The organism is Lactococcus garvieae, from assembly GCF_016027715.1.
Taxonomy (GTDB): domain Bacteria; phylum Bacillota; class Bacilli; order Lactobacillales; family Streptococcaceae; genus Lactococcus; species Lactococcus garvieae_A.
This window is the reverse complement of the sequence record NZ_CP065691.1, coordinates 306490-328933: the sequence shown is the minus strand read 5'-3', so window position 1 is coordinate 328933 and position 22444 is coordinate 306490. Positions and strand designations below refer to the sequence as shown.

Annotated in this window: 30 protein-coding genes; 1 reads left to right on the top strand and 29 read right to left on the bottom strand. The window is 34.0% G+C overall.

The genetic code is table 11. From position 1 onward, the window contains the following. Positions 1-11: 11 nt before the first annotated feature. The 24 genes from I6G50_RS01825 to I6G50_RS01710 all read right to left on the bottom strand — a co-directional run bounded on the left by I6G50_RS01825 (position 12) and on the right by I6G50_RS01710 (position 15778). The gene (locus I6G50_RS01825; protein WP_165719981.1) at positions 12-380 is read right to left on the bottom strand and encodes a hypothetical protein; all 369 of its coding nucleotides are present in this window, start codon (positions 378-380) and stop codon (positions 12-14) included. Further along, complete coding sequence (locus I6G50_RS01820; RefSeq protein WP_232252364.1) at positions 373-711, bottom strand: hypothetical protein; 339 nt, start codon at positions 709-711, stop codon at positions 373-375. Before I6G50_RS01820 ends, I6G50_RS01825 begins: the two co-directional genes overlap by 8 nt. Beyond that, positions 701-1015: a hypothetical protein gene (locus tag I6G50_RS01815; RefSeq protein WP_197908987.1), complete on the bottom strand. Its 315-nt coding sequence runs from the start codon at positions 1013-1015 to the stop codon at positions 701-703. Before I6G50_RS01815 ends, I6G50_RS01820 begins: the two co-directional genes overlap by 11 nt. Next, positions 1015-1278, bottom strand: coding sequence for a hypothetical protein (locus tag I6G50_RS01810; protein WP_197908986.1), 264 nt, complete (start codon positions 1276-1278; stop codon positions 1015-1017). Before I6G50_RS01810 ends, I6G50_RS01815 begins: the two co-directional genes overlap by 1 nt. A gap of 175 nt (positions 1279-1453) precedes the next feature. Next, positions 1454-2596, bottom strand: coding sequence for a hypothetical protein (locus I6G50_RS01805; protein WP_197908985.1), 1143 nt, complete (start codon positions 2594-2596; stop codon positions 1454-1456). Next, on the bottom strand, positions 2589-3104 hold the full coding sequence (locus tag I6G50_RS01800; protein ID WP_197908984.1) for a hypothetical protein: 516 nt from the start codon (positions 3102-3104) through the stop codon (positions 2589-2591). The genes I6G50_RS01805 and I6G50_RS01800 overlap by 8 nt, the downstream gene beginning before the upstream one ends. A 3-nt stretch (positions 3105-3107) precedes the next feature. Further along, on the bottom strand, positions 3108-4229 hold the full coding sequence (locus I6G50_RS01795) for a phage portal protein (protein WP_232252363.1): 1122 nt from the start codon (positions 4227-4229) through the stop codon (positions 3108-3110). 14 nt (positions 4230-4243) lie between these two features. Further along, entirely contained in the window at positions 4244-4531 is a 288-nt protein-coding gene (locus I6G50_RS01790) for an HNH endonuclease (RefSeq protein ID WP_197908983.1), read from the bottom strand. Positions 4532-4542: 11 nt separating this feature from the next. Continuing rightward, positions 4543-6120 carry a terminase TerL endonuclease subunit gene (locus I6G50_RS01785; protein ID WP_232252362.1) on the bottom strand — a complete coding sequence of 526 codons (1578 nt, stop codon included), beginning with the start codon at positions 6118-6120 and terminating at the stop codon, positions 4543-4545. Positions 6121-6195: 75 nt separating this feature from the next. Next, positions 6196-6366, bottom strand: coding sequence for a hypothetical protein (locus I6G50_RS01780; RefSeq protein WP_197908981.1), 171 nt, complete (start codon positions 6364-6366; stop codon positions 6196-6198). Further along, positions 6363-6887: a bacteriophage terminase small subunit gene (locus tag I6G50_RS01775; protein ID WP_197908980.1), complete on the bottom strand. Its 525-nt coding sequence runs from the start codon at positions 6885-6887 to the stop codon at positions 6363-6365. Before I6G50_RS01775 ends, I6G50_RS01780 begins: the two co-directional genes overlap by 4 nt. Before the next feature lie 861 nt (positions 6888-7748). After that, complete coding sequence (locus tag I6G50_RS01770; RefSeq protein ID WP_197908979.1) at positions 7749-7955, bottom strand: hypothetical protein; 207 nt, start codon at positions 7953-7955, stop codon at positions 7749-7751. Continuing rightward, on the bottom strand, positions 7955-8119 hold the full coding sequence (locus tag I6G50_RS01765; protein WP_197908978.1) for a hypothetical protein: 165 nt from the start codon (positions 8117-8119) through the stop codon (positions 7955-7957). Before I6G50_RS01765 ends, I6G50_RS01770 begins: the two co-directional genes overlap by 1 nt. A gap of 360 nt (positions 8120-8479) precedes the next feature. Further along, entirely contained in the window at positions 8480-8770 is a 291-nt protein-coding gene (locus tag I6G50_RS01760) for a hypothetical protein (protein ID WP_197908977.1), read from the bottom strand. An 18-nt stretch (positions 8771-8788) separates the two neighbouring features. Continuing rightward, positions 8789-9754, bottom strand: a complete 966-nt coding sequence (locus I6G50_RS01755) for a hypothetical protein (protein WP_197908976.1) — start codon at positions 9752-9754, stop codon at positions 8789-8791. A 177-nt stretch (positions 9755-9931) separates the two neighbouring features. Continuing rightward, the gene (locus tag I6G50_RS01750; protein WP_195213022.1) at positions 9932-10069 is read right to left on the bottom strand and encodes a hypothetical protein; all 138 of its coding nucleotides are present in this window, start codon (positions 10067-10069) and stop codon (positions 9932-9934) included. Position 10070: 1 nt separating this feature from the next. Continuing rightward, a complete protein-coding gene (locus I6G50_RS01745; RefSeq protein ID WP_197908975.1) occupies positions 10071-10643 on the bottom strand; it encodes an NUMOD4 domain-containing protein in 573 nt (190 codons plus the stop codon). A 29-nt stretch (positions 10644-10672) separates the two neighbouring features. Continuing rightward, on the bottom strand, positions 10673-11959 hold the full coding sequence (locus tag I6G50_RS01740; RefSeq protein ID WP_197908974.1) for a hypothetical protein: 1287 nt from the start codon (positions 11957-11959) through the stop codon (positions 10673-10675). A 23-nt stretch (positions 11960-11982) separates the two neighbouring features. After that, entirely contained in the window at positions 11983-12183 is a 201-nt protein-coding gene (locus I6G50_RS01735) for a hypothetical protein (RefSeq protein WP_197908973.1), read from the bottom strand. Next, positions 12180-12449: a hypothetical protein gene (locus I6G50_RS01730; RefSeq protein ID WP_197908972.1), complete on the bottom strand. Its 270-nt coding sequence runs from the start codon at positions 12447-12449 to the stop codon at positions 12180-12182. Before I6G50_RS01730 ends, I6G50_RS01735 begins: the two co-directional genes overlap by 4 nt. A 934-nt stretch (positions 12450-13383) precedes the next feature. After that, on the bottom strand, positions 13384-13821 hold the full coding sequence (locus I6G50_RS01725) for a hypothetical protein (RefSeq protein ID WP_232252361.1): 438 nt from the start codon (positions 13819-13821) through the stop codon (positions 13384-13386). 77 nt (positions 13822-13898) lie between these two features. Continuing rightward, positions 13899-14153 carry a site-specific integrase gene (locus tag I6G50_RS01720; RefSeq protein WP_332262360.1) on the bottom strand — a complete coding sequence of 85 codons (255 nt, stop codon included), beginning with the start codon at positions 14151-14153 and terminating at the stop codon, positions 13899-13901. Between the two features lie 177 nt (positions 14154-14330). Beyond that, positions 14331-15305 carry a tyrosine-type recombinase/integrase gene (locus tag I6G50_RS01715; protein ID WP_061413365.1) on the bottom strand — a complete coding sequence of 325 codons (975 nt, stop codon included), beginning with the start codon at positions 15303-15305 and terminating at the stop codon, positions 14331-14333. A gap of 134 nt (positions 15306-15439) precedes the next feature. Beyond that, the gene (locus I6G50_RS01710; RefSeq protein WP_003135339.1) at positions 15440-15778 is read right to left on the bottom strand and encodes a metal-sulfur cluster assembly factor; all 339 of its coding nucleotides are present in this window, start codon (positions 15776-15778) and stop codon (positions 15440-15442) included. Positions 15779-15960: 182 nt separating this feature from the next. Between I6G50_RS01710 and I6G50_RS01705 the strand changes: the two genes are divergently transcribed. Beyond that, a complete protein-coding gene (locus tag I6G50_RS01705; RefSeq protein WP_003135341.1) occupies positions 15961-16491 on the top strand; it encodes a TetR/AcrR family transcriptional regulator in 531 nt (176 codons plus the stop codon). Between the two features lie 58 nt (positions 16492-16549). Here I6G50_RS01705 and I6G50_RS01700 read toward each other — a convergent pair whose 3' ends face one another. From I6G50_RS01700 to I6G50_RS01680, 5 genes are all read right to left on the bottom strand, one after another. Next, positions 16550-17719 carry a MalY/PatB family protein gene (locus tag I6G50_RS01700; protein ID WP_197908971.1) on the bottom strand — a complete coding sequence of 390 codons (1170 nt, stop codon included), beginning with the start codon at positions 17717-17719 and terminating at the stop codon, positions 16550-16552. 50 nt (positions 17720-17769) lie between these two features. Continuing rightward, on the bottom strand, positions 17770-19824 hold the full coding sequence (gene malX, locus I6G50_RS01695) for a maltose/glucose-specific PTS transporter subunit IIBC (protein WP_197909394.1): 2055 nt from the start codon (positions 19822-19824) through the stop codon (positions 17770-17772). Positions 19825-19932: 108 nt separating this feature from the next. Further along, complete coding sequence (locus I6G50_RS01690; RefSeq protein ID WP_197908970.1) at positions 19933-20661, bottom strand: MurR/RpiR family transcriptional regulator; 729 nt, start codon at positions 20659-20661, stop codon at positions 19933-19935. A 163-nt stretch (positions 20662-20824) separates the two neighbouring features. Continuing rightward, a complete protein-coding gene (locus I6G50_RS01685; RefSeq protein ID WP_197908969.1) occupies positions 20825-21778 on the bottom strand; it encodes an alpha/beta hydrolase in 954 nt (317 codons plus the stop codon). A gap of 20 nt (positions 21779-21798) precedes the next feature. After that, entirely contained in the window at positions 21799-22296 is a 498-nt protein-coding gene (locus tag I6G50_RS01680) for a VOC family protein (RefSeq protein WP_232252360.1), read from the bottom strand. Positions 22297-22444: the final 148 nt, after the last annotated feature.

The window sequence follows — 22444 nt, the reverse complement described above, 5'->3', positions numbered from 1 at the left end:
ATGCCTTCTTTCTATAGTTTTGTAGATTCTGTATAGACTTTTGCATTCTTGAGAATTTGTTGAATCGCACGTTCACCTTTTTTCTCAACTAAGAAATACATTCCGTGGTATGAACCATCTGAATAATCAGACCGTCTACCATCATGTACAACTTTGTATTTGCCTTTTTTGTCTATCTTTAAGTTACGAGCAAGTTGACCAGTATTACGATATTTAGCATAGGTATAAGTTTTACCATGTGCTCTAAATCTTTTTTGTCTACGACTTGCTTTCTGAGCCTCAGCTTTTGTTTGAGTCTCAATGAAGTCAGCAACTCTATCAGTAACATCATTTGCTAACTGTTCACTGATTGCTTTAATGTCTAGATTATCTTTACTCAAATGCATCACCTTTAGACCCAACAGGTAGATAAATAGTTCCAGAGAAATTGTACAAGTGGCTTGTCTCAGAGAAATTTACCATCTCTAGTCCAGAATCAAGTAATTCAGATAATTCTTTAACTAAGTGACTATCAACCTCTGGAACACTTGCTACAACGCTGTAAGAATAACCAATGACAAATTTAAAGTTATCAGAGCCAACTACTTTTGAATCAGAAACTTGGATGTATACTGTGTTTGGTTCAACTGTGTCTTTGACACCTAAGATAATGTCAGCAAATCCAATCTTATCAACAGCTTGTTTCCACTCTATGTATGAATTATAAGCCATTAGCGATTTCTCCCTCTAGAATCATTTTGTTTGTTTTAGGGTCTCTTTCCCAAAGTGTACGTTTGTACCTATTACCTTTTTCATCAGTAAAGTAGTCAAATATTGCATCCTCATACTCACCAATGTTATTAAGAGAATAACGTGATACTTTCTTTAAACCTTGCATAGAGAACTCATCAAGTCTATTTTGAGTGATTCGCTCTTTCTTAACTGGCAAATCAATAGGTTTGATAACTTGTTTCTCAGCACCATTAGGTTTTTTCTCAGTAACAGCTAACTCGATTGTGACTTGTGAAAATATCATTAAACACCTCCATAAGTAAGTAATTCGAGCATCTCTTTCATTCTTGATGTTTCAGCATCAACAAAGACTCTACTTGGTTCTGATACCAATTGGAATCTACAGAATGTAGCAACATATTGTTGTACAATCTCATTTGTCTCATCAGTAGAAACACCAGCAATTTGTAATCTTTTTAAAGCAATTGATTTATTCATTTCAATTGTTTTGTCGTATAAAGCAACATTCAAGGGAATGCCACAGTATGTTTTGATGTAATCTAACATAAGGTTATCCCCTTTCTGTTACACAAGAGCAAGTAACTCTGCTTTTGTCATAGATGTTTTATAATCTATTCTTTGAGCATCGAGACTTGCCATTATTTCTTTTTTAGTACTGTTATCCACTGACATACTGCTTAACTCTACAGTTTCAGTCTCTAAACCCCTATTAAGGGGTTGCTTAGGGTGCAGTCACAGTTACGAAGGCAGCACCTTTGATTTTGTTCATTTTACCAGCTGAAAGTGATTCCATAAGGATAACGTTTCCGTTAGTTTTCCATTCGAAGGCATCAACTTTAGTCAAATCTTTCATGTCGATTTTGTAAGCTTGGTCAACGATAACGATTGGTTTGATAGCTTTAGAGCCAGTGTAAACGATAAGTTCATCAACACCAACCTCACTTGCGATTTCAGCATCGTCATTACGCACACGAGCTGGTGCAACCAACGCACGTACTTCTTTAAGCAAAGCTTTACGTTGTTCAGCAGTTACGATAAGGAATTTACGACCTTCACGACCACGTACAAAGTCAGTAGCATCTTCAATACCATCAACAAGTTTTTCAGCAGTGATTTCTTTAACTTTTTCAGTATCAGTTTCGTTCATGATTGCAAGGAAACCATCAGCATTACCTTTACCTTCAACAAGAGCCAAGTCAACAGCTTTGTTTACGATAGCTTGTGTAAGTTCAGCAACTACCACAGCGTAAACTTCTTCAAAGTTTTCAAGAATTTCTTTGTTACGAGTAGAGATTGATTGAGCTTTGTAGATAAGTTGTGGAGTGATAGAGTCAGCAGTCAATACAGCGTTTTGCAATACTTTTTCAGTTCCCTCAACGTGTACTTTAGCCTCATCAGTTGATTTCAAACCTTTTTGAACAAGCAAAGCACCAACGTGAGTCAATTGGAATACTTTGAATACTGGGTTAGTTTCAGTAAGAGCAGTTTCGATTGAGTCAACCAAACGTTTTGGTAATACCAATCCTTTGTCCTCAACTTTGAGGTCATTTTCTGCAAGTTTAGCGTTCCAAGCGTTCATAACAGCATCTTTGTCGCCAGCAGTTTTCAAGATGTTGATAAAGTCACGTGATGAGTTTTGAGTTTCAAGATATTTAGACATAGTAGGTTCTCCTTTGATTTTAGAATTTTCTTCTAATTTGATTTGTGCACTGTTGATTTTTGCTTCGTTCTCTTTAAATTCAGCATCAAGAATTTTTGCTGAGTCTACTGAGTTTTCTGCAAGAATCAAACCTTTAATTTCATTATTGCGAGCTTGCAAATCTTTAATAGATTTTTCAAGTTCGATACGGTCAAGTTTATTCATATTGAGCTTTAATCTCCTTCAATTGATTTCGTGCCTCAATGAATGCTGTACGTTCCTCAGCTAACTCATTATTCATAAGTTTAGCCCCAGGGTCAGCACCAACGGAAACGAGTGATACTTCATTCATGATTGCATGTTTAACAATGATTTCATCCTCATCCCCAAATGTATATTCAGTAATGTAGTAAGAAATTGAAACAGAATCATAAACACCATTTTCAATAGCTTTGATAATTTCAGGACGGTTTTCATAAACATTAATATCTGATACGTAAGCATCAAGCTCTGCATCATAATGAGTACGAGATTCACCAAGGAAATCATCAGCTGATTTACCATGATTGAATAAGAATGGGTAAACCTCACGTTTAAATTCAATTACATCACCGTCCAAATACAAATCATTGTTGTTTGTTTTGTGAACGTAACTTGCAATTGCACGAATAGATTTATCACCACTTTCGTTTTCAACCAACTCAACTTTTGCGATATTTTCAACTAATTTCAAGTGTTAGTCCTCCTTTCCGTCAGGATTTGCATTAACCTCTAAGTCACTAAAGTTTTTAATAACTTTTGAGTTTAAATTCGTTAAGTAAACATCTCCACCCTCAGTTGGTTCTAAACCAATAAGGACTTTGAACTCATTCACTGTCATGATTGGGGCTTGTGTATTTTCGTGGTACAAGTCCAACATATCTTTAAGACTAGCGAATTTGAATAATTGATTATCAATGATAATACGCTCATAATAGATATTCCCTTTAACCTTACGTCTACGAGTTTCTGAAATAAGCTTAAAGCTTAATTCTTTTTCAAGTTGAGCAAGTAACGGAATAATTGTTGATTGATAGAAATAAATTTGTTCCTCTTGGCTAGGTTCACCAGTCAAGATTTTCTCTGACATAAAGTAAGAACTTAATAGTTCAGATTTAATCAAAGCAATTTCCTCATCATTGAGAACTGAGTAAGAGTTTTTAAATTCAACAACCTCAGACTTATCGTCCATAACACCTAAACCATTGTAAGAGCTAACCTCTTGCATTGTATTTAGTGTCTTAGTTGCTTTTTCTTTAAACTCATCAGTTTCAGTATCAACAATTGCATTAACTTTAATCATCCCTCTCATACGACCTTGTTTAAGCTTGGTTGCAATGCTTGAAAGAGTTGAATCTAAAATGCTTGTATTCTCATTAATAAAAAATGGACTTACCAGATTGATTGTTTCTTTAGTATCAATCTTGTCATCTGAGCCAAGTAATTTGAGGTCAGTCAAGTTACCCTCTTTATCAAGTACAGGCTCAATATAAACTTTGCGAGTAGTCAATAACTTTTTAGTAACTGTGAACCAGAAATCTGTAGAGTTTAAGTGCCCTTTAGGTTTCCAGTTGAGAACCTCATCAAGGTCAGAACCATCCATACTTGTTAAAGTATCAAGTCCACCATCGTTTTTCTTGTACTTAACATGTTGGAAATTAACTTTTGATAACTCTGTTGCAATCTTGCTTGAGATGTTGTTATAGAAACCACTTGTAGCGTTAACTATTTCATCGTTCCACATTTTTGCACGTTGTGTATCTTGGTCAAGTTCTGAACTTTGAATCTTAACTGTTTTACCAAATAATTTTAGTTCCAATGTGTTTCTCCTTTCTAATAAAATAATCTGTCATTGCTCTGCTTATCACGTACTGTTTTCCGCTTGTGGCAAGCAAAACATAATAACCATAAGTTGTCAGGATTATATGCTATGTTCCAATCTCTAACGTTTTCCATAGTTAGCTCCTGCTTGTGGTCAACCTCAAACTTTTCAGCTGTATAGTCACCACAGTTTTGACATGTTGAATTATCACGTTTACGAATAGCATCTCTTGTTTTAATCCATCTTTTATCAGAATAGAAACCGCTTGTTCTCACTGATTTTGCGTTGTAATTAATCATTTCTCTACCTCTTAATACTCATCTCTAAGCATGGTTTGTAGAGCTATGACACTAGCAACTGGTGGGTCAATCTTTTTGCTGTTAGTTGTCTTTTTAAACATTAAGTCATCACTTGTTCCGACCTTCACAGCAACATTCATGAACGACCATTCAAGTAATTCTTGGTTATGATAAATCTCACCTTGTTTCATCTGAGACTTAAATATCTTGATGTAATCAGACATTGCAAAACCTTGTCGAACCTCTTTCTGTTTATCACCGTCTTTATCAAAGAAAAACTTTTCAATTAGTTTCTCAAGAACCTCATATCTAGCTCTGTCATAACCAACCATTGAGAATATACATCCTGTGTCTTTCTTAAATTTAGCCATGTAAGGGATGAGGTCTTTTGCTTTCATATAATCATTCCCAGTGTCAAGAATGATAAGTGACCCCTCTTCCTCAAATCTCATATATAGCTCTTGCAAGTCATAATCGAGATTGTCAAACTCTTTACGAGTAGTAAAGTTGATTGTGTGTAAGTAATAGCTTTCATCTTTACGAGTAAGAAAAGCAATTGATGTTAAATCACCGTGTAATGCTAAGTCAATGCCAACGTATGTCTTGGCATTTCTAAAGACATTCATATCAAACTCACGTTTCATAACCTCACCAGCTGTAAAGTAACCATGAACATCATTCATTGCAATCCCCATTGACATTGCTAGAAACTTAACTTGTAACGCTGGGTCTCCTTTAGATAATTCATATTCTTCCTCTACAGATGACCAACGTGGTAACTTACCAATCAGAGGTAAAGCCATTGACCAGTTACGTTTATCTTTAACTTGGTCTACATTCTCAAGTCTATAAATCAAAGATACTGACCTATCATTTTCAAATTCAGCATCACTAGTGAAACGCTTGATAAGCTTGTCATACAGACCCTTACGAGTTGTTCCACCACTTGTGATATAGATTGATTGCCAGTTCTTTTGTTTCATACGAGAACCTTTGTTAACAGCCTCTGTGATGTCATCTTTGTAAACATGAACCTCATCAAAGACATTCAAACTAGTATCACCACCTTGTGCTCTATTAACATCATTTGTTTGTTTACCAAACTTAGTGTTCATAGATTCAAACTTAAGACCTTGTTTAGTAGAGTTGAACATATTGAAATCATCCATTTCAGATAACAAGAGTGATGCTCTACTTTGGTCTCTTACTTGGTCAAACACATGTTTTGCTTGGTTGTTATCATAGGCAATAATTTGACTTGTTCCACCAAACTGACCACCAAGAATCATCCAGTCAAGTACTCGTGTTGCCATAAGTGTTGATTTACCAGTTCCACGACCGACATTTAAAAAGACCTCGTTAACTAACAAGACCTCATCGCCATTTTCATCAATCATGTAGTAACCAAGCATTAATTCATACCACCATTTTTGAGGCGGTAACAACGTAATGCCTTGTAATTGACCAGTTGTTAACATGAAATTACTTTCAATAAAGTCAATTGCTTGTTCTACTTTTTCAGGATGATAGATATATTTTTTATGAATACGTATCTGTTTTTGAATCTGTCTACGTATGTCTTTATTCATACGAATATTATTTTCTTTGTTGTATTCTAGATACTCTTTTAAATACTTCAACCTATCATTCCTTTCTATCCATATCTAACTATTGATTTTAGGAAGATTGAATTGTAATTCGTCTTTGAAATCAACATCAACTGCCTCATCAATTATCTCTACGGTTTCTTGAATATCAGGTATATCAATACTTAGCAATTCATCACCAACAAACTCTTGAATCTCTGGAACTGCATCTAATATAAAATCATTCATTCTGAATCCTCCTCTAATAACTTGTTAATCTCATCCTCTGTAACCTCAACGTTATCTTTTGTATAGTTGTTAACATTGAACTCAGATAATTTCTTTATAATATCTTGAATATTCTCAGTAGATTTTTCCTCTAGCTCTAATCGTTTCATAGTTGCACGGTCATAAATTTCTGGTGCATGAGAACGTAACCAAAAGATGATAGCATTCTCAGAAGGGTCAACTTGTTGTCTCTCAACAGATACAAGTATTTCCTCACCATCGACAACCTCATACTTTTCTTTTCTGCGCCATCCACCACGGACTTTTTTGTTTAGCTTAGCCTCAACTTTGGTGAGAGCGATGATGTGAGCATTTTGTTTCGCTAACTCATACTCCTCTTGATGTTCAGCTTTCCACTTATCAAAAGTTTTGTTTGTGACACCGAGAGCTTTATATATTTTCATATCTGTAGCTCCAGATTCAATTTTCTTAATAATTTCTGCTGTAACGTTTTCACTATTCAATTCATCAATCTTGCTCATTTCGCTGTCCTTTCTCTAAGTGTCTTAGGATTCTCTTAGATTTAATAAGATTCCAAGAGATAATCTTGGTTTATTACTGATTTTGTTGGAAATTATTTGAGGGGTCAATTTTCTGAGAGAGATTTTCCGATGGCTCTCTCGTGCATAAAACTCTCTCGAAAAATTTTCTCAACGGGGGGAATTATTTTTTTATTTTTATTTTCTTTTCCAAAAAATCTTTCCCATTTTATTTTCTTTTTTATTTTTTTATTTCTTTCCAGAAATTTTTATACTGTTGTGCTTACTCAAATAAATAAATTTATTTATCTCATTCAAACAAAACAAAAAAGAGTTGGGAACATTTGTCTCACAAACATTCCTGTACTCTTAAGAAGAAAAAAGAATAGAAATAAAAAAAGAATAGAAATAAAAAAAGAATAAAGTTTGGTTAGCTCTTATGTCTAACCAATAACTGCAAAGAGAATCGAACTCTTTCTAACGAACCATCACAGCTACTAAGAGAAATAAATAAGGAATAAAAGAACTTTGGATTATTAAATCCAATAGCAACCTACAGAGTCGAACTGTAGTTAAACCAATGTTGCTTACCATAGTAGTAAAGTAGGAGTTATTAAATGGCTTGCTCATTACAAGCAATAGATACAGTGGGTATCGAACCCACATTGACCTACCTAGGGTATCTAAGAAACATAGTGGGTATGTCTCTAGTTCACATAACATAATAGGAGGAATGTAATAGTAAACTTAGATAAAGCACTTAAGTGCTTATAGCTGTTGTTGGAATCGAACCAACCTTAACCCTTACAGCTTACTGTTGTCAAAACAATTTAATCTTCATAGAACCAATCTTCACATGGCATATTAAAAATCCTCATTAATCTTTTCTTTCATCAACTTAACTAAATCATCTGGATTTGAACTATCAATATTGAAAGTCTTATTGATAACCTGTTCAGTCTTACGCTTTCCTTTAATTGTTTGTATTGTCGCAAACACTACAATAACAATCATTGCAATCACAAATACAATTGCCAACACAATCAATGCATTAATTAAAATCCCAAACATTATTTACTACCTCCATACTCTTTCAGCAAATCTACTAATCGAACAGCCTCACCCTGTTCCATCTCATCATTACCAGTTTCATATTCAATACGAGTGATGTGGTCAACATCTGTTTCACCATCTCGTTGTCGTAAATTAATTTCTTGTTCAATTGCTAATTTCATATTCTCTTTCTCCTCTACATATACTTTGATAGCTCATTCATTCTAGCCATCGCTTTTGACCTTGTATCAAATGTCTCTGTGATACTGTTATTCTTACAGGTCTCAATAGTAATAATGTGTATAACATTATCTTTAGTTCTTTGTTTATGATTGAATATATTAAAATCAAATAATCCAATCTTGACTACAGAATAATTAATACTTTTAATATCAACTGTAATTTCTAGTTTCATTCTCTTTCCCTCTCTTATTCTTTCTCTCACTATATATTAATAATACTACACTTATTAACAAAACATAACAAACATATAACAAAAGAGTAATAAAAAAAGAACAACCTAAGCTGTTCTCTTATCATTCTTATTTAACTTTTCTCATTGTTACTCTTGTCATCAAAGCGTTCATACTAACCACCTCATAACCAAGTTCCTCATACTCAGCAATCTTTGCTTTGTCTTTCTCTTTAGCAACACTAAAGCTGATATAGTCTGTCAATTCCATTTCTTTCTTTGGCATCTTAATTGCTTTAATGAATCCATAAACCAGCATACCCTTAAAGAAATATTTGACTACCTCTTTACCGCCATAACCTTTACCAAGTGCAATCCCTGCTGTTGCCAATCCAACCAATAACAAAATTAAAATAATCATATTCTTTCCCTCTTTCTTTTATGCAATTTTCTTTAAGCCAGCTTTTAATAAGTCAGCCCACACAATATCAATTCTTTGATTGATTCTTTTCATTGTTTGAGTGTAGTTAGGTTCACTCACACCAATCTCTTTTGCCAAACAATTCTTGTTAACAATCATTCTGCCTTTATGATTCCATCTGAAGAAATCTTTATCTCTATTCTCATAGTGGCTCTGAGATATCTCATATGCACTCTTTAAGAACTCGAACTGTTTCTTAGTAAGTACATCCTCTAATGGTTCAACACCAATATAACTAAATGTTCTATTCATAAACAACATCCAAGCATCCTGTTCCTCGTTGAACTTAGCAACTGGGTAATAATATTTGTCACCGTGTTTAACTCTTATCTTACCATCGCTTTCAAGCTTTAAGTCATAATACTTATGAGCAACAACCTTATTAACATAAGTAGCTATCTCTCTGTTACTTAATGTAAAGTCTGTAGAATCAAGTGCTCTACTCAGTGCTTTCCTGAATAGTGGAAGCATATCATAACTAAAGTCATTATACAAATTTTTGAAGGTCTCACTATTCTTATTCATGAAATCAAACTCAACCACTAATTCCAAGAACTCTATGAATCCCTCATAGCCGAATACTCTGATAACATCCTCTTTATTTTCAGCAACACTGCGATAATCATGGTCTACAAATATTGCATCCCAATCAATAACATTTCTAATATAATCTACATCATATAATGTAGAAACATAACCATTCAACATCTCAAAGCGTTCAGCCTGTTCTTTACCAGCGAACATCGCTGTACGTTGATTATGCTCTAATGTCCTTTTCATAATCATTGCACGAATCCTATAAGCAACAAAATACTTCCAATCATAATCAACATCGCTATCTAACTCTTTGAGATACATAAGGTCTGTATCAGTTAACGCAATAATCTCTTTAATCAATAACTCTTTTTCTTTAATACTAATCATTATCTAACCTCTCCTATTAAAACTATTCACCTATAATCTTATGAGAATCCATTCTTTACTCTCATTCTTAGTACCCCATCTTTTCTAATTTATCCTCGATTGCTTGAGCTAATTTTTCTTGTTCGTTCAACTTTGCTTGCATCTTTGTAAATTTCTTAAACATAAACATTCCTCTTTCTAAAATACTTCTTTCTCAACTACACCATGAATTTTAAGTTCTTGTTCCCACAAGCGAATCTTTTCATCATACTTAATATTCTTTTTCATAATCTTTTTGTAAACACGAACACTTTCTTTTGTATCTAACCAATCCATCTTAAGCACCAACCTTTTCAAATCTCATACCTTTGTAAGTCACACCTTTTTTCATAGCATTAGTAACAGCTGTTTTAGAAATCTCTAACTGAGCATAAAGTTCTTTACAAGACTCAAATTCAATTGAATCAAACTCACTAATGAAAACTTTGATTTTCTTTTGTCTAGCTTTTGCTGATTTTTCCATACACATACCATGTTCAAGGTTTTCTCTACGTGTACACCATTCAATGTTCGCTACAGTGTTGTTGTGAGTATCCATTGGATTAATATGATTAATCTCTTTCTTGCCCTCAGGGTTAGGAATAAAAGCCTCAGCGACTAGTCTATGAACTAGTCTAGTATATTGTTTTCCATCTTTATTGAGCTTAACATTCTTATATGTACGGTTATCACCTGCTGTACCACCTTTAAGAAATTTTTTTCTACCATACTTAAGACTCATCACACGACCGAGATTACTAATCATGTAACCATCAAATCCCTCAATCTCTTTCCATTCCTCAACCAATTTAGATTCTTCAAGTTGTGCTTGTGCGATTCTGTTCATCAATTCTTGTTCTTTGTTCATCATAATAATTTCTCCTATTTACTTTCTACTTACTAATCTACAAATTTCATAGCCTCATTATAGCTCAACACTTTGACAATACCACCTTGCCCTTCATCATCAACCATTGCTGAGGTAAATCCATAACCGTAATCATCATCACCTTGAATCAGTTTCATCTTTTTCCAATCTGAGAATGTTTCAAAATCCAACCATTGTGTTTTACCATTACTATATTTCAAAAGGAATTTCTTGAAACGATATTTATTTTTCTCTGCATCCTCTTGTTTTTTGATATTTTCTTTATGAATCTCTGCATTAAGTTTGTCAGCATGATTATCTTTAAACAATTTGCTTGCCAATTTCTTTTTACCATATTTACGAATGTAATAATCATCAGTGTCTTGAATTACTTTATACATTTCCAAAGACATTGGATAATTAAAGTCTTGAATTTGTTTCATATGTTCAATTGTATATACTCGTTTGTCGTTCATCTTGTTCAAGATGTTTTGTTCACGTGTGTTACCAGTTATCTTTTTCCATTGTTCTTTGATATCTTTGATATCCTCATCGCTAATTGTTTCTGCCACTGTTTCCTCTACTTTCTCATCTGCAACATCATAATCTTTAGTTTCTGAAACATCATCAACAACAGGTTCTGAAACTTTCTCTGATTCATCTTGAGCCTCATAAGTAGGTTTCTTAGCTGTCTCCTCTACAAGCTCTGCTTTATCAAAAGTCAAGTAAGAGTTTGTTTCTCGTTTCTTAGTGTTCTTGTTGTAACCATGTGAAACTTTAACAATTACCTCTGAATCATTTACATTCTTAAAAGCATTACTTTTAGAAAGACCTAGAACCATTCCCCATTCCTCATAACAAATTCTGTATTGATGAGTTTTCATTGTTCGATATTCTGTATAAGAATAGATAGTGAAATCTTTACCTTCTAACAAATTATCAATAACACTGTATTTGATTTGTGTGTGTCCGCTAAAAGTAACATTACTTTCTCTCCAGTCAACATCAAGTTCATATTTCTCTTTGTCATTCCATTTGTTGATTCCAACAACGAATACATCTTTTGTTGATTCAAAGTTGATATAATATTTTTCTTTGAGACCATTCAAAGCTGTTATAACTTTCTTATTTGAGTATTGACTTTTATTCCAACCAAGTAATGTTACTAACACAGGAACTGTTGTCATTGTTGTTCTGTTATCTTTGTCAAGATACCCAACCATTTGAGATTGCAATAGCTTAACGTATACTAATTTTTCATCATTGTTTGTGTCCACAAACATCTTGTTTGGGATTTGTACGAAATTTTCAACTACCATAATAAATACCTTTTCTTTAATAATTAATTCTTTTGTTCGCCATACTCTGTTAGCGATGATTTTAATTCTTCGTTATATTCAAATACCCAGAATCTTTTTCCTGTTTTTAAGTGATTTGCACTCATAACACTAATAATGTGTTTTTCGTTCTCAAGAAAATTCTTAAGATATTTGCTATAACAAAAGAACATTTTGTCTCGTAAATTTGTTGTATTATTTTTCATTTGTCCACTCCTATATTCTTTGTTCCAAAGATTAGATTCAATAATCGCTCACGACTACGTACAATTTCAATTTCCTCTAATAACATTCCATCTTTATAATCATCTACAAAGAAGAAATCCATTTTATTTGTATACTTTTGATTTTCTTTACACTGTTTTCTTATTCTATATGTAGTAATTCCATAGTACTCACTCGCACTCTTTAATGAATCAAACTCTTTAAACATTTGACTTTCGTAATTAACTGCAATAACTTGTTTTTTCATAATAAATTCTCCTATTCTTTTTTACCTCTCTACTTAATAGATAGTTAGGGCTAGTTTTTCACACGTTTTTTAAATCTCCCTTCAATATAATAAGGGTTTGGGTCTGTTTTTCACGTGTTTTTTAACTAACCCCTCTACTTAATAGATAGTTTCAACTGATTTTTCACGTGTTATTATCTACCCCTTCACTATAATAAGGGTTACGAGAGGTTTTTCACACGTTTTGATAAAACCAGTTATACCAAGTCTTCACAGCCTTTTTGTGTAAATAATTGATGATTTCCTTCGCTTGTAATATATTTGTAGTCAAAACTTAATATAACAGGAACAAAAAACATAAAATAAATGAAAAATAACACGATTTATTTGAGAACCAGCAACAAAGTATAGAACTCAGCTACAATTCTCTTTTAAAGTGTTTAATTTGTTTATTTTATGTTTTGTCTTTCTTCTATATACATACTAATTGGTGTGCCCACGGCTTGGGATTATACCCAGTTCCTATTTCTGTCAATTTTTTTTACACTTTTAGGAACTGACTAAGCAAATCTTCAATAAGAATAAAAACCAGTTCCTGTTTTGTTATGTTTTTGATAAGAGAATAGGTACTGGATGTTCTGTTTAGTCATCAAATTGATAAGAAAACAGGAACTGGTTTGTTCTGTTTAGTTATGTTTTTCATAACAAAACAGGTATGTATAAAGAGAAGAAAAAGAAAGAGAATAAAATAGAAAGAGAAGATAACATAGCGCCATGGCTTTCTCACCTGCGGTGCTGTTTCGCTAACGCTTGGAAAAAACCTCTAAGGGCTAAAGCCCTCTTTCGCTGTCGCTCAATTCACCCACCTTCAATTAACATATAAAAATTGGCTGTTTTAATTTATGATAATAAAAAAGCTCTTACAATTAAGTAAGAACTATTTGTTAACTATTTATTATTCACCTTTTGCTCTTTTAATTCTCATATATGAATCATAGCTATGAGTAGCAAAAGCCTCTTTTTTTATTTCCTTATCAGTACCCTCATTAACAGTGACATAAACAGGACTACCCATAACATCATCACTTAATCTCAAACCAATTAAAATGCCTCCATAATCATCTGATGTTTCAACCTTATGTAATGTACCATAATCAACTGTATATTCTGAGTTAGGCTCTGTTTGCCCCTCAACCTTAAAATAACCAAGAATATTCGTTGTCACATTTTCATCTAAGGTTAAAGTTCTTTCTGGTACAGTAATTTCTGTTGTACTTTGTTCGGTACTCTGTGTAGTACTTTCTTTTGTCTCAGCTGAATCTTTGTTCTGAGAACAAGCACTCAATGATATCCCACATAAAGCAACCATTCCAATAATTGCAACCTTTTTCATAAACTTCTCCTTATAATAAAATTAAAATGAATATACAACTTTGTTCATTCGCTTCAAGTATAGCAAATAATGAATTTTTATTCAAGATTTGTCAGTGGGCTAAATTTCAAAGCCTTAGTAATTAATTGTTCATTAGTTAGAGACTGTATATATGTTTGAGTGATTGATAAATTACTATGCCCCAATAACTTACTAATAGTAAATACATCTTGTCCTAGTTGGATATTTTTGACTGTATAATAGTGTCTAAAGGTATGAGGTGAGCACCTCACAGAACCTCTCACATTGGCTTTTAAGCCTGTTTGAGTAATCATTAACTCAATGTTAGCCACTGTCTTTATACGCTGTCCTGTCGTGCTTAAAAACAGGTTATCATCTAATTTTTTAACTTATCTCTATTTCTTAGTATATAGAAAAGGTAGTTTAATTCAATAGAATTGGGAACACCTCTCCATTTACTACTTTTGATGTTTTGTATTCAAATACTCCACATAATATATATGTGCTATTTAATCTAAATTCTGCAAAGGACTATATTTAATCATCTTATTAATCTCATTTTCAATATTTAAGCTTCTAAGATAAAGCTCCGTTGTTTTAATACTAGCATGACCTAGTAGTTTTTGGATCATGTATATATCAACATTTTCCCTAACTAACTTCTGAGTAAAGTAGTGACGGAAAGTATGAGGTGAGATACGGATACTGTCACGAATGTTCACAGCTTTTCCTATTTTATAAATTTCTTTTTCTGCTAATCTATAATCATATTTTTTACCAAACTTAGTTACAAATACATTCTCTATGGGAATTATTCCATTACTGTCCAAATAATTATCTTTTGCTCTAGTATATTTAAGATATTGTTTATATACAAGTGGTGAGCAATGCACAATTCTGTCTTTTTTACCTTTACCATTCTTAATAATAATTTGAGAATCGTTAATGTTTTCTAATTTTAAGTTCAAAGCCTCATTTATCCTCAAACCAGTATCCGTAAGTATAAGTATTAGTAAGTAATTCCTCTCATTCACAAATTTTGTACAAAAACCAGTTCTTCCTTTTCCCGTTTTCTTGATTTTATTGAAAGTTCGTTTTCTTGTATATTGGAGCATCATTTTAACTTCTTCATCTGTAAATGTATTAATAACAGTTCGTCTCTCTTTAATCCATTTAACACGGTGTATAGGCGCTTCCTCATACCTCATGTATTCTTCATTAACACAGTATGCAAACAATGCTCTGATAGCTCTCAAATGTGCATTAACGGAAGTCTCAGAGTAGCCATATTCTAGTCTGCTAACTAAATATTGTTTTATATGAATTGATTTGATTTCGTTAATGTTTAAAATATCATTTTGGCACAAAAAAACAGAGAAAACCTTTAGTGTTTTTTCTCTGAATATAATTGTATTTTTCGACAATCCTCTTGCTTTATTGTCAAAAAGCATTTCTTGAATTGCTGATTGGATTGAAATTTCCATGTTGTTTTCCTCTGTTTTTACTAGACTTAACAACAATAAATATTTTTTCAAAAATGGCTTAGATACCGTACTAAATGTACTTTTAAAAGGTTAATATTTTTATCAAAACTCTCTTAAAGCCAGTTATACCAATATTAGCGAATACCCAAAGCGATACGCGCATAGCGGCTCATTTTATCTACTGTCCACGCTGGATACCAAACAAGATTAACTTTAATTTCGGTTACTTCTTCAACTTCTTTAAGTGCATCATGAATTTGGTCTGTAAGCACATCTGCTAGAGGACACCCCATTGTTGTTAAAGTCATCTTGACTTCTGTAAATCCGTTGTCTTCAAAAGAAATTTCGTAAACCAGTCCTAAATTAATAATATCAATTCCCAACTCAGGGTCAATCACCGTTTCTAGGGCAGCTAAAATTTTTGTTTTAATTTCTTCTATTTGTGTATCTGTATATTTGCTTGATTCGCTCATAAATTTCTCCATGTCCTCATTGTAAAATCTATTTGACATTGTTATTCTATCATAATTTTAAAAATTTGACGAGAGCCATAAGATAAAAAATTTTTATTATCTCAAAATAATTTTATAGACACTACGTCTAAAAAATGTTATAATAATTATTATCATGAACTTCATAAGGAAAAGGATACACCGTGGAGAATAGAAAAGAACGTACGAAAGCACGCCTTCGTGATGCAATGACTCAACTTTTACAAGAGAAAACATTTGATCAGATTACAACAACAGAGCTTGTAAAAGTTGCTAAAATTAGTCGTAGTGGCTTTTATACACATTATCAAGACAAGTACGAAATGATTGAACAATATCAAATAGTATTGCTCAATACTATTCAATATGTTTTTGAAAAAAATGATGGAGATTTACAAGAAACGATGCTCGAAACTTATGAATTTCTCAATCATAATGAGATTTATGCTGCCCTTCTTTCCGAAAATGGAAGCAAAGAAATCCATCAATTTATGCAAGCGAAATTAAAAAGTATGATAGAGCATTCCATCCTTCCACAAGGTGAAAAATGGAATAATTTAGGACGCCTCGGTAAAGTCTATGCGGCGACCTATTATGCAAATGCAATTTTTGGTTTAACTCAAGCTTGGATCCGACGAAAACGTAAAGAAACCCCTGCAGAAATTTCTAAAATTCTTAGCAATCTTATCCACTAATATTACTGTATTGCGATAAAATAAAAACCTTCATTCAAAAGATTTGAAGGTTTTTATTTTATAGTGATTTTATACTTTTTAATAAGCGTTCAAGTCCATCTTTCACTTTTAATCTTGAGCAGCCAATATTTAATCGTAAGAAATTTCTTCCACTTTGACCATAAACTTGGCCATCCATGATTGCTACTTTCCCAACATTAATTAATGCTTTCTGTAATCTATCCATCGAAACACCCAATCCTGATACATCAATCCATAGAAGATAGGTTGCTTCTGATTCTATGAGTTTAACTTGGGGTAAATTTTCTTGTAAAAAGTGTCTCGTAAAGGCAACTGATTCATCCAAGTAAGTGTTAAGTTCTTCCAACCAGATGTCTGCCGTTTGATAAGCTGCAACTGTAGCTTCCATTCCGAGGATACTACAAGAAGAAAGTCCATCTTTGTCTTTTAAATGTTTACAAAAAGTATCACGTAGTTTCGCATCAGGCAACAAGAGGTAAGAAAAAATCAGTCCTGGGAAGTTAAAGGTCTTACTTGCCGAGGTTAAAAGTGCTACATTCTCCGTACCATATTGCAAAATGGGATGATGCTGGGTTTCTTTACGCAAAATATCCATATGAATTTCATCGGAAATCAGAAATACATTATACTTTTGACAAAGCAAAGCAACTTTTTCCAATTCTTCATTTGACCAAACACGTCCTGTGGGATTATGTGGCGAGCAAAAGAGGAGAATTTTATTATTCGGATTTGATAGTTTTTCCTCTAAGTCTTGAAAATCAATATGGTATTTTCCATCTTTAAAAATCAAAGGATTTTCAACATATAGTCTTTCATTTGCTGTCACTGTTTTAAAGAAAGCATCGTAAGCTGGAGTTTGAAGTACAATGCCTTGTCCCGGTTCAGATTTAATTTCAATCAGCTGTGAGAGCGAGTAAATCACACTTGGACTATATAGAATCCAATCTTCATTAATTTCAAATTCGAATTGTTTACGATACCAGTTTGTGACAGCAGATTTGAAATGTTTGTGATTCCAACGTGTATATCCATAAATAGGGTGTTGGAGTCTTTCTTGAAGCACTTTGTTAACCGTCTCAGGGATCGCAAAGTCTGTGTCTGAGATGGTAAAAGGCAACAAATCTTTCTGGCCAAAGCGATCTTCCACAAAATCCCATTGAGTACAAAAGGTACCTTTACGGTCAATTATTTTATCAAATTCTGTCATATCATTAAATGGTAAAGCAAGACAAATCGTCTTGCTTTACCGTTCCCCTTCTAAATCAAATTGTCCAAAGCATTTCGGACGGTTGTTACTTTTGTGCCAATAATAACTTGAACACTGGTATCATCTAGGTGAACAACACCTAATGCACCTAAAGACTTCAATTTGTCATCTTCGACAATTTCACCATCATTCAATATCAATCGTAGGCGTGTAATACAGTTATCTAAAGTGACAATATTTTCTTTTCCACCTAAGGCTGCCAATATTGCTTCTGCATTATAGCCCGAAGCGCCTCCTGTGTGTGCCATTTCTTGATCTGAATATTCTGGCTCTAAAATTTCTTCACGACCTGGTGTTTTCAAGTTTTTCCAAAGGATAACTTTCTTGAACATGAAATAGTAGGCTGCGAACCACAGAGCCCCAACTAGAGGAATCAAGAACCATTGTGTGTAAGAACCTTGCATTACACCAAAGATAAGGAAATCAAGGACCCCTCCATCTGTATTACCGATTTTCACACCGAGAAGGCTGACGACCATAGCTCCTAGACCTGTCATAAACACATGGAAAATCCAGAGGAAAGGACTGATGAATAGGAAGAGAAACTCAATTGGTTCTGTAATACCTGTAACGAAAGTTGCGATAACCCCAGAAATCAAGAGCCCTTTTATTTTTGCACGATTTTCTGGTTTAGCTGTACGATACATCGCAAGAGCTGCTGCTGGAAGACCAAACATAAATGTTGGCATTTTACCTTGTGACAAGAAAGCTGTTGCTGAACCTGAAATTGGCAAACGGTTAGAAAGTTCCGCATAGAAAATATTTAAAGCGCCATATACTTCATGCCCATCAATAAGAGCTGACCCTCCTGCTTGAGTAAAACGAATGGTCGCTACTAAGATGTGATGCAAACCAAATGGTAAAAGCAAGCGCTCACCAGAGAAGAATAGGAAAGGTCCAAAGATTCCTGCGCCTTGAATCAAGTTCCCTACTTCGCGGATAAGGAGTGCAAAGAGAGGCCAGATGATTGGAATAAGAATTCCCACTACAGACATGACTAAAGCTGTAATAATAGGAACGAATCTTGCTCCCCCAAAGAAAGCAAAGCTGTCTGAAAGTTGAATGTTATAGAATTTCTTGTGTAGGTTGTAAACAATAATACCGGTAATAATACCCCCAAGAACGCCCATCTCAATTGTTTGAACACCCAAAGCCATGCCTTGACCGGCTTTTTGCATCATTTCTGGATCAGCAATTTGGCCTCGTTCTGTCAAAAAGAAGTTGATAGACAAGTTCATGACCATATAGCCTACAAACCCAGAAAAAGCAGCGACTCCCTTTTCTTTCTTAGCCAATCCGAGAGGAATTGCCATAGCAAACATCACTGGGAGGTTACTGAATGCAAAACCACCAATAGCCGAGAAGAAACGGAAAACAACTTGTAGGACTTCATTTCCTAAGAAAGGAAAAGCATCAATTGTTGATTGACTTGAGAAGGAACTACCTAAACCTAAAAGTAAGCCCATGAAAGCCATTAAGGCAACAGGAAGCATAAAGGTTTTTCCTAATTCTTGGAAGAAACCACCGAGTGCAAATTTTTTCTTTTTCTTAAGGGGTTTAGGAGCTGCAGACGCGACTTTGACACCTTTAGCTACCGCGTTACCAATTGGGCTGCCTCCTTTAACACTACCCGAGTCGCTAATCTGAATGCTTTCTAGCTTTTCAGCTGTATTTGTAATGACTACAATAGCCGTTTTTTCAAGTCCAGCGTCTTCCACTGCCTTCCAGTTCACGCGCCCAATAGCTTGTCCTGCTTTCACAGTGTCATCTTCTTTAATATTAAATTCAAACACTGACTTGTCAAGACTAACTGTATCAATACCAATATGCAATAAAACTTGCAAATCCTCAGCTGTACTAAATCCTGCAGCATGACCTTGAACCATTCTTACGGTACCAGAAACTGGTGCATAAATTGTTTCGCCTGTTGGCTCAACAGCATACCCATCTCCCATTGTCTTCTCAGAGAAAATAGGGTCTTTAACACTTTCTAGCTTAATGATTTCTCCATCAAAAGGAGAATAGAGGTTCTTTTGGTTACTCATCATTTAACCTACCTTTTTTTATTTTTGTTACTAAGTAAATAGTACCACAATGTAAAGCGCTTTCAGTTAAACTACTAAAAAAACACTTCCCCTAGAAAAAGTGTATTTTTAGATGTGTAAAATTCCACGATAAGCATAATAAAGAGACTGTAAAATTAAAAGTAATGGCGTTTTGTCGGTTGTGTCATAGCCATTCACTTCTTCCTTTTTTGTTAAGCAATAAAGCGGAATATCGGATATTTGAACTAATGGGTTCTCTTTTAGAGTAGTAAGACTAATAATCTTATGGTGTCTTTCTTTGGCCATTTCTGCCAATTCCAAAACAGATGAAGTTTCTCCCGATAAAGAAACAAAAAAGAAAAGTTCGTTAGATGAGTTTAGTATTTTCTTTTTCATCTCTTGTTGATATTCAAAAAATTGAAACTTGTCATCCAAAGCAAAAAGACTCTTTACATACATTTTAGTCAAAAGTCCCGTCTGATCTAAAGCATAGAAATTAACCGACTTAGCCCTGTGCATTAATTGAACCACTCTAAGTTCTCGCTCTTTATCGATAAGATCAAAGTTCTTTAAAATAATTTCCCTATGAGGATTTGTTATTTCTGGCGTTAATAATTCTTGCTTGAGATTAAGCTTAAATTCAGAGAAATTATCATAGCCTAGTTTCTTACAGAAGCGCGTGATTGTATTTGGCACTGTGTAAAATTTTTGTGACAATATAACAATCTTTGTTTGGCTAATTTCTTCTTTGTTTTTCAGAATATAGTCCACCAAATCTTCTTCCAACTCGGTTAACTTATTTTCTTTATTTTTTACACGTTCCTGAAAGTTCAGCATGTCTATCCTCTTCATCACTTTTGACGATTTTTACCTATCTTTCATTCTATCACACTATCTTTTCAAAACAAAAATGCTTTGATAATTTAAATCAGCTTCTTTTCACTTTTCAGAGGAGATTAAGCACAAAAAAAGAACATCAAATCCTTGATGTTCTATACACTTACTTGTTATTCTGACTCTTAAGCCAATTTGTAGAAAGTAGCATTGCCCCACGTGTAGCATTTGTTTCGTTCATTGAATTTACCATTACAAAGTCATGGATGATCGCTTGAAAACGAACTTGAGTCACTTCTACACCAGCTTCTCTTAACTTGCGCGCATAGTTTTCGCCTTCGTCTCGAAGTACATCTGCTTCTCCAGTTATAATTAGAGCGGGTGGAAGGCTTGTCAAATCTTCTTTTGTTGCTTGAAGTGGTGAGGCAGTTATTTCTGCTCTCTCTTTATCACTTGTCGTATATTGATCCCAGAACCATTTCATACCTTCTTTAGTTAAAAAATAATTTTCCCCGAATTCATTATAAGACTCTGTGTCAAAGTTCGCATCAGTGACCGGATAATATAAAAGCTGTTGCTTAATGCTTTGACCACCTCTTTGCTTTGTCATAATAGTCATGACAGTGGCCATATTTCCACCCACAGAATCACCTGCCACAGTTAAACGACTCAGGTCAAGCTGTTTCTCTTCTGCAAGATTCTTTAAACTCTGTAATACAGCATAGTTTTGCTCTATTGCTGTGGGATATTTTGCTTCGGGAGAGAGCGAATACTCTGGAAAAACGACAACCGAATTCGTACTCACAGCTAATTCACGGATAAGTTTGTCATGCGTATGTGCATTGCCAAAGACCCAACCTGCCCCGTGAATATAAAATATGACGGGTAATTTTTTATTTTGATCAAGAGGGCGAACAAAACGGACATTAATTTTTCCCCATTCACCTGTATCAACATCTATATCTTCAATATTCACTTCTGCTTTTTCCACAGGTGAATCCTGTACCTCATTCAATAAGTCTCTGCCTTCATCAACAGGAAGTTCATAAATACGCGGGTGAGGTGCATTTGCTTCACTAAATTCGAGCGCTGCTTGTTCTAAAGAAATTCTTTTAACCATTTGATACCTCCAAAATATTTTTATAAGCAAGGATGGACATGGATAAGCCAACAGACGCCATATTCATCTGTTATATGACCCATAGTGCCACCCCAAAATTGTTTTTCAAATTTGGTGTTTATCGTTACTCTATCAGACCTTACAATTTTTTCCCAAAATTCTTTTGCTTGAGTCATTGCTCGCTCATCTTCTGTGTGCAGATCTATTAACACTGCGGGTTGACTGTAAGACAGTCTATCCTTGTGAAAATTATCTGCAGCCATAATTGTCGTACCCAAAACTTCAAATTGCGAGTGTACCGTCCAATCACTTGTCTTGTCAGCTTCTACTCCAAAATCATCTGCAAAATCGCTGTGAAGCGGCACTTGAGTGATACTTTGAGCTCCAAAAACTTCTTCATAATACTTAAGCGCTTCTTTTGAGTTATCTAAAGTTAAATATGGATGCCAACCTTCTCTTGCTTTTTTTACTTTCTTATATAAATATCTGTTCTTCACTGCTGTCAAGACTTGCATCATACTTAACTCCTTTCTGGTTACAGTAGCCAACGTTATAACTCTAGCACTCTATAAATTTTCTGAATATTACTCATAATAAAATTCTATAATTTTACAATTAGGAAAACAAGGAATTAGAATCGTAAAACTTTTATTGATATTAGGGCAT

Coding starts and splice junctions, on each gene's coding strand:
- I6G50_RS01745 (WP_197908975.1), bottom strand. CDS start 10,643: ATGATGAACAAAGAACAAGAATTGATGAACAGAATCGCACAAGCACAA.
- I6G50_RS01750 (WP_195213022.1), bottom strand. CDS start 10,069: ATGGATTGGTTAGATACAAAAGAAAGTGTTCGTGTTTACAAAAAGATT.
- I6G50_RS01725 (WP_232252361.1), bottom strand. CDS start 13,821: ATGAAAAAGGTTGCAATTATTGGAATGGTTGCTTTATGTGGGATATCA.
- I6G50_RS01710 (WP_003135339.1), bottom strand. CDS start 15,778: ATGAGCGAATCAAGCAAATATACAGATACACAAATAGAAGAAATTAAA.
- I6G50_RS01700 (WP_197908971.1), bottom strand. CDS start 17,719: ATGACAGAATTTGATAAAATAATTGACCGTAAAGGTACCTTTTGTACT.
- I6G50_RS01785 (WP_232252362.1), bottom strand. CDS start 6,120: ATGAATAAAGACATACGTAGACAGATTCAAAAACAGATACGTATTCAT.
- I6G50_RS01680 (WP_232252360.1), bottom strand. CDS start 22,296: ATGATGCAAGTCTTGACAGCAGTGAAGAACAGATATTTATATAAGAAA.
- malX (WP_197909394.1), bottom strand. CDS start 19,824: ATGAGTAACCAAAAGAACCTCTATTCTCCTTTTGATGGAGAAATCATT.
- I6G50_RS01740 (WP_197908974.1), bottom strand. CDS start 11,959: ATGGTAGTTGAAAATTTCGTACAAATCCCAAACAAGATGTTTGTGGAC.
- I6G50_RS01715 (WP_061413365.1), bottom strand. CDS start 15,305: ATGGAAATTTCAATCCAATCAGCAATTCAAGAAATGCTTTTTGACAAT.
- I6G50_RS01780 (WP_197908981.1), bottom strand. CDS start 6,366: ATGAATGATTTTATATTAGATGCAGTTCCAGAGATTCAAGAGTTTGTT.
- I6G50_RS01755 (WP_197908976.1), bottom strand. CDS start 9,754: ATGATTAGTATTAAAGAAAAAGAGTTATTGATTAAAGAGATTATTGCG.
- I6G50_RS01730 (WP_197908972.1), bottom strand. CDS start 12,449: ATGAAAAAACAAGTTATTGCAGTTAATTACGAAAGTCAAATGTTTAAA.
- I6G50_RS01815 (WP_197908987.1), bottom strand. CDS start 1,015: ATGATATTTTCACAAGTCACAATCGAGTTAGCTGTTACTGAGAAAAAA.
- I6G50_RS01775 (WP_197908980.1), bottom strand. CDS start 6,887: ATGAGCAAGATTGATGAATTGAATAGTGAAAACGTTACAGCAGAAATT.
- I6G50_RS01790 (WP_197908983.1), bottom strand. CDS start 4,531: ATGATTAATTACAACGCAAAATCAGTGAGAACAAGCGGTTTCTATTCT.
- I6G50_RS01735 (WP_197908973.1), bottom strand. CDS start 12,183: ATGAAAAATAATACAACAAATTTACGAGACAAAATGTTCTTTTGTTAT.
- I6G50_RS01820 (WP_232252364.1), bottom strand. CDS start 711: ATGGCTTATAATTCATACATAGAGTGGAAACAAGCTGTTGATAAGATT.
- I6G50_RS01805 (WP_197908985.1), bottom strand. CDS start 2,596: ATGAATAAACTTGACCGTATCGAACTTGAAAAATCTATTAAAGATTTG.
- I6G50_RS01690 (WP_197908970.1), bottom strand. CDS start 20,661: ATGCTGAACTTTCAGGAACGTGTAAAAAATAAAGAAAATAAGTTAACC.
- I6G50_RS01810 (WP_197908986.1), bottom strand. CDS start 1,278: ATGTTAGATTACATCAAAACATACTGTGGCATTCCCTTGAATGTTGCT.
- I6G50_RS01685 (WP_197908969.1), bottom strand. CDS start 21,778: ATGGTTAAAAGAATTTCTTTAGAACAAGCAGCGCTCGAATTTAGTGAA.
- I6G50_RS01760 (WP_197908977.1), bottom strand. CDS start 8,770: ATGATTATTTTAATTTTGTTATTGGTTGGATTGGCAACAGCAGGGATT.
- I6G50_RS01765 (WP_197908978.1), bottom strand. CDS start 8,119: ATGAAATTAGCAATTGAACAAGAAATTAATTTACGACAACGAGATGGT.
- I6G50_RS01770 (WP_197908979.1), bottom strand. CDS start 7,955: ATGTTTGGGATTTTAATTAATGCATTGATTGTGTTGGCAATTGTATTT.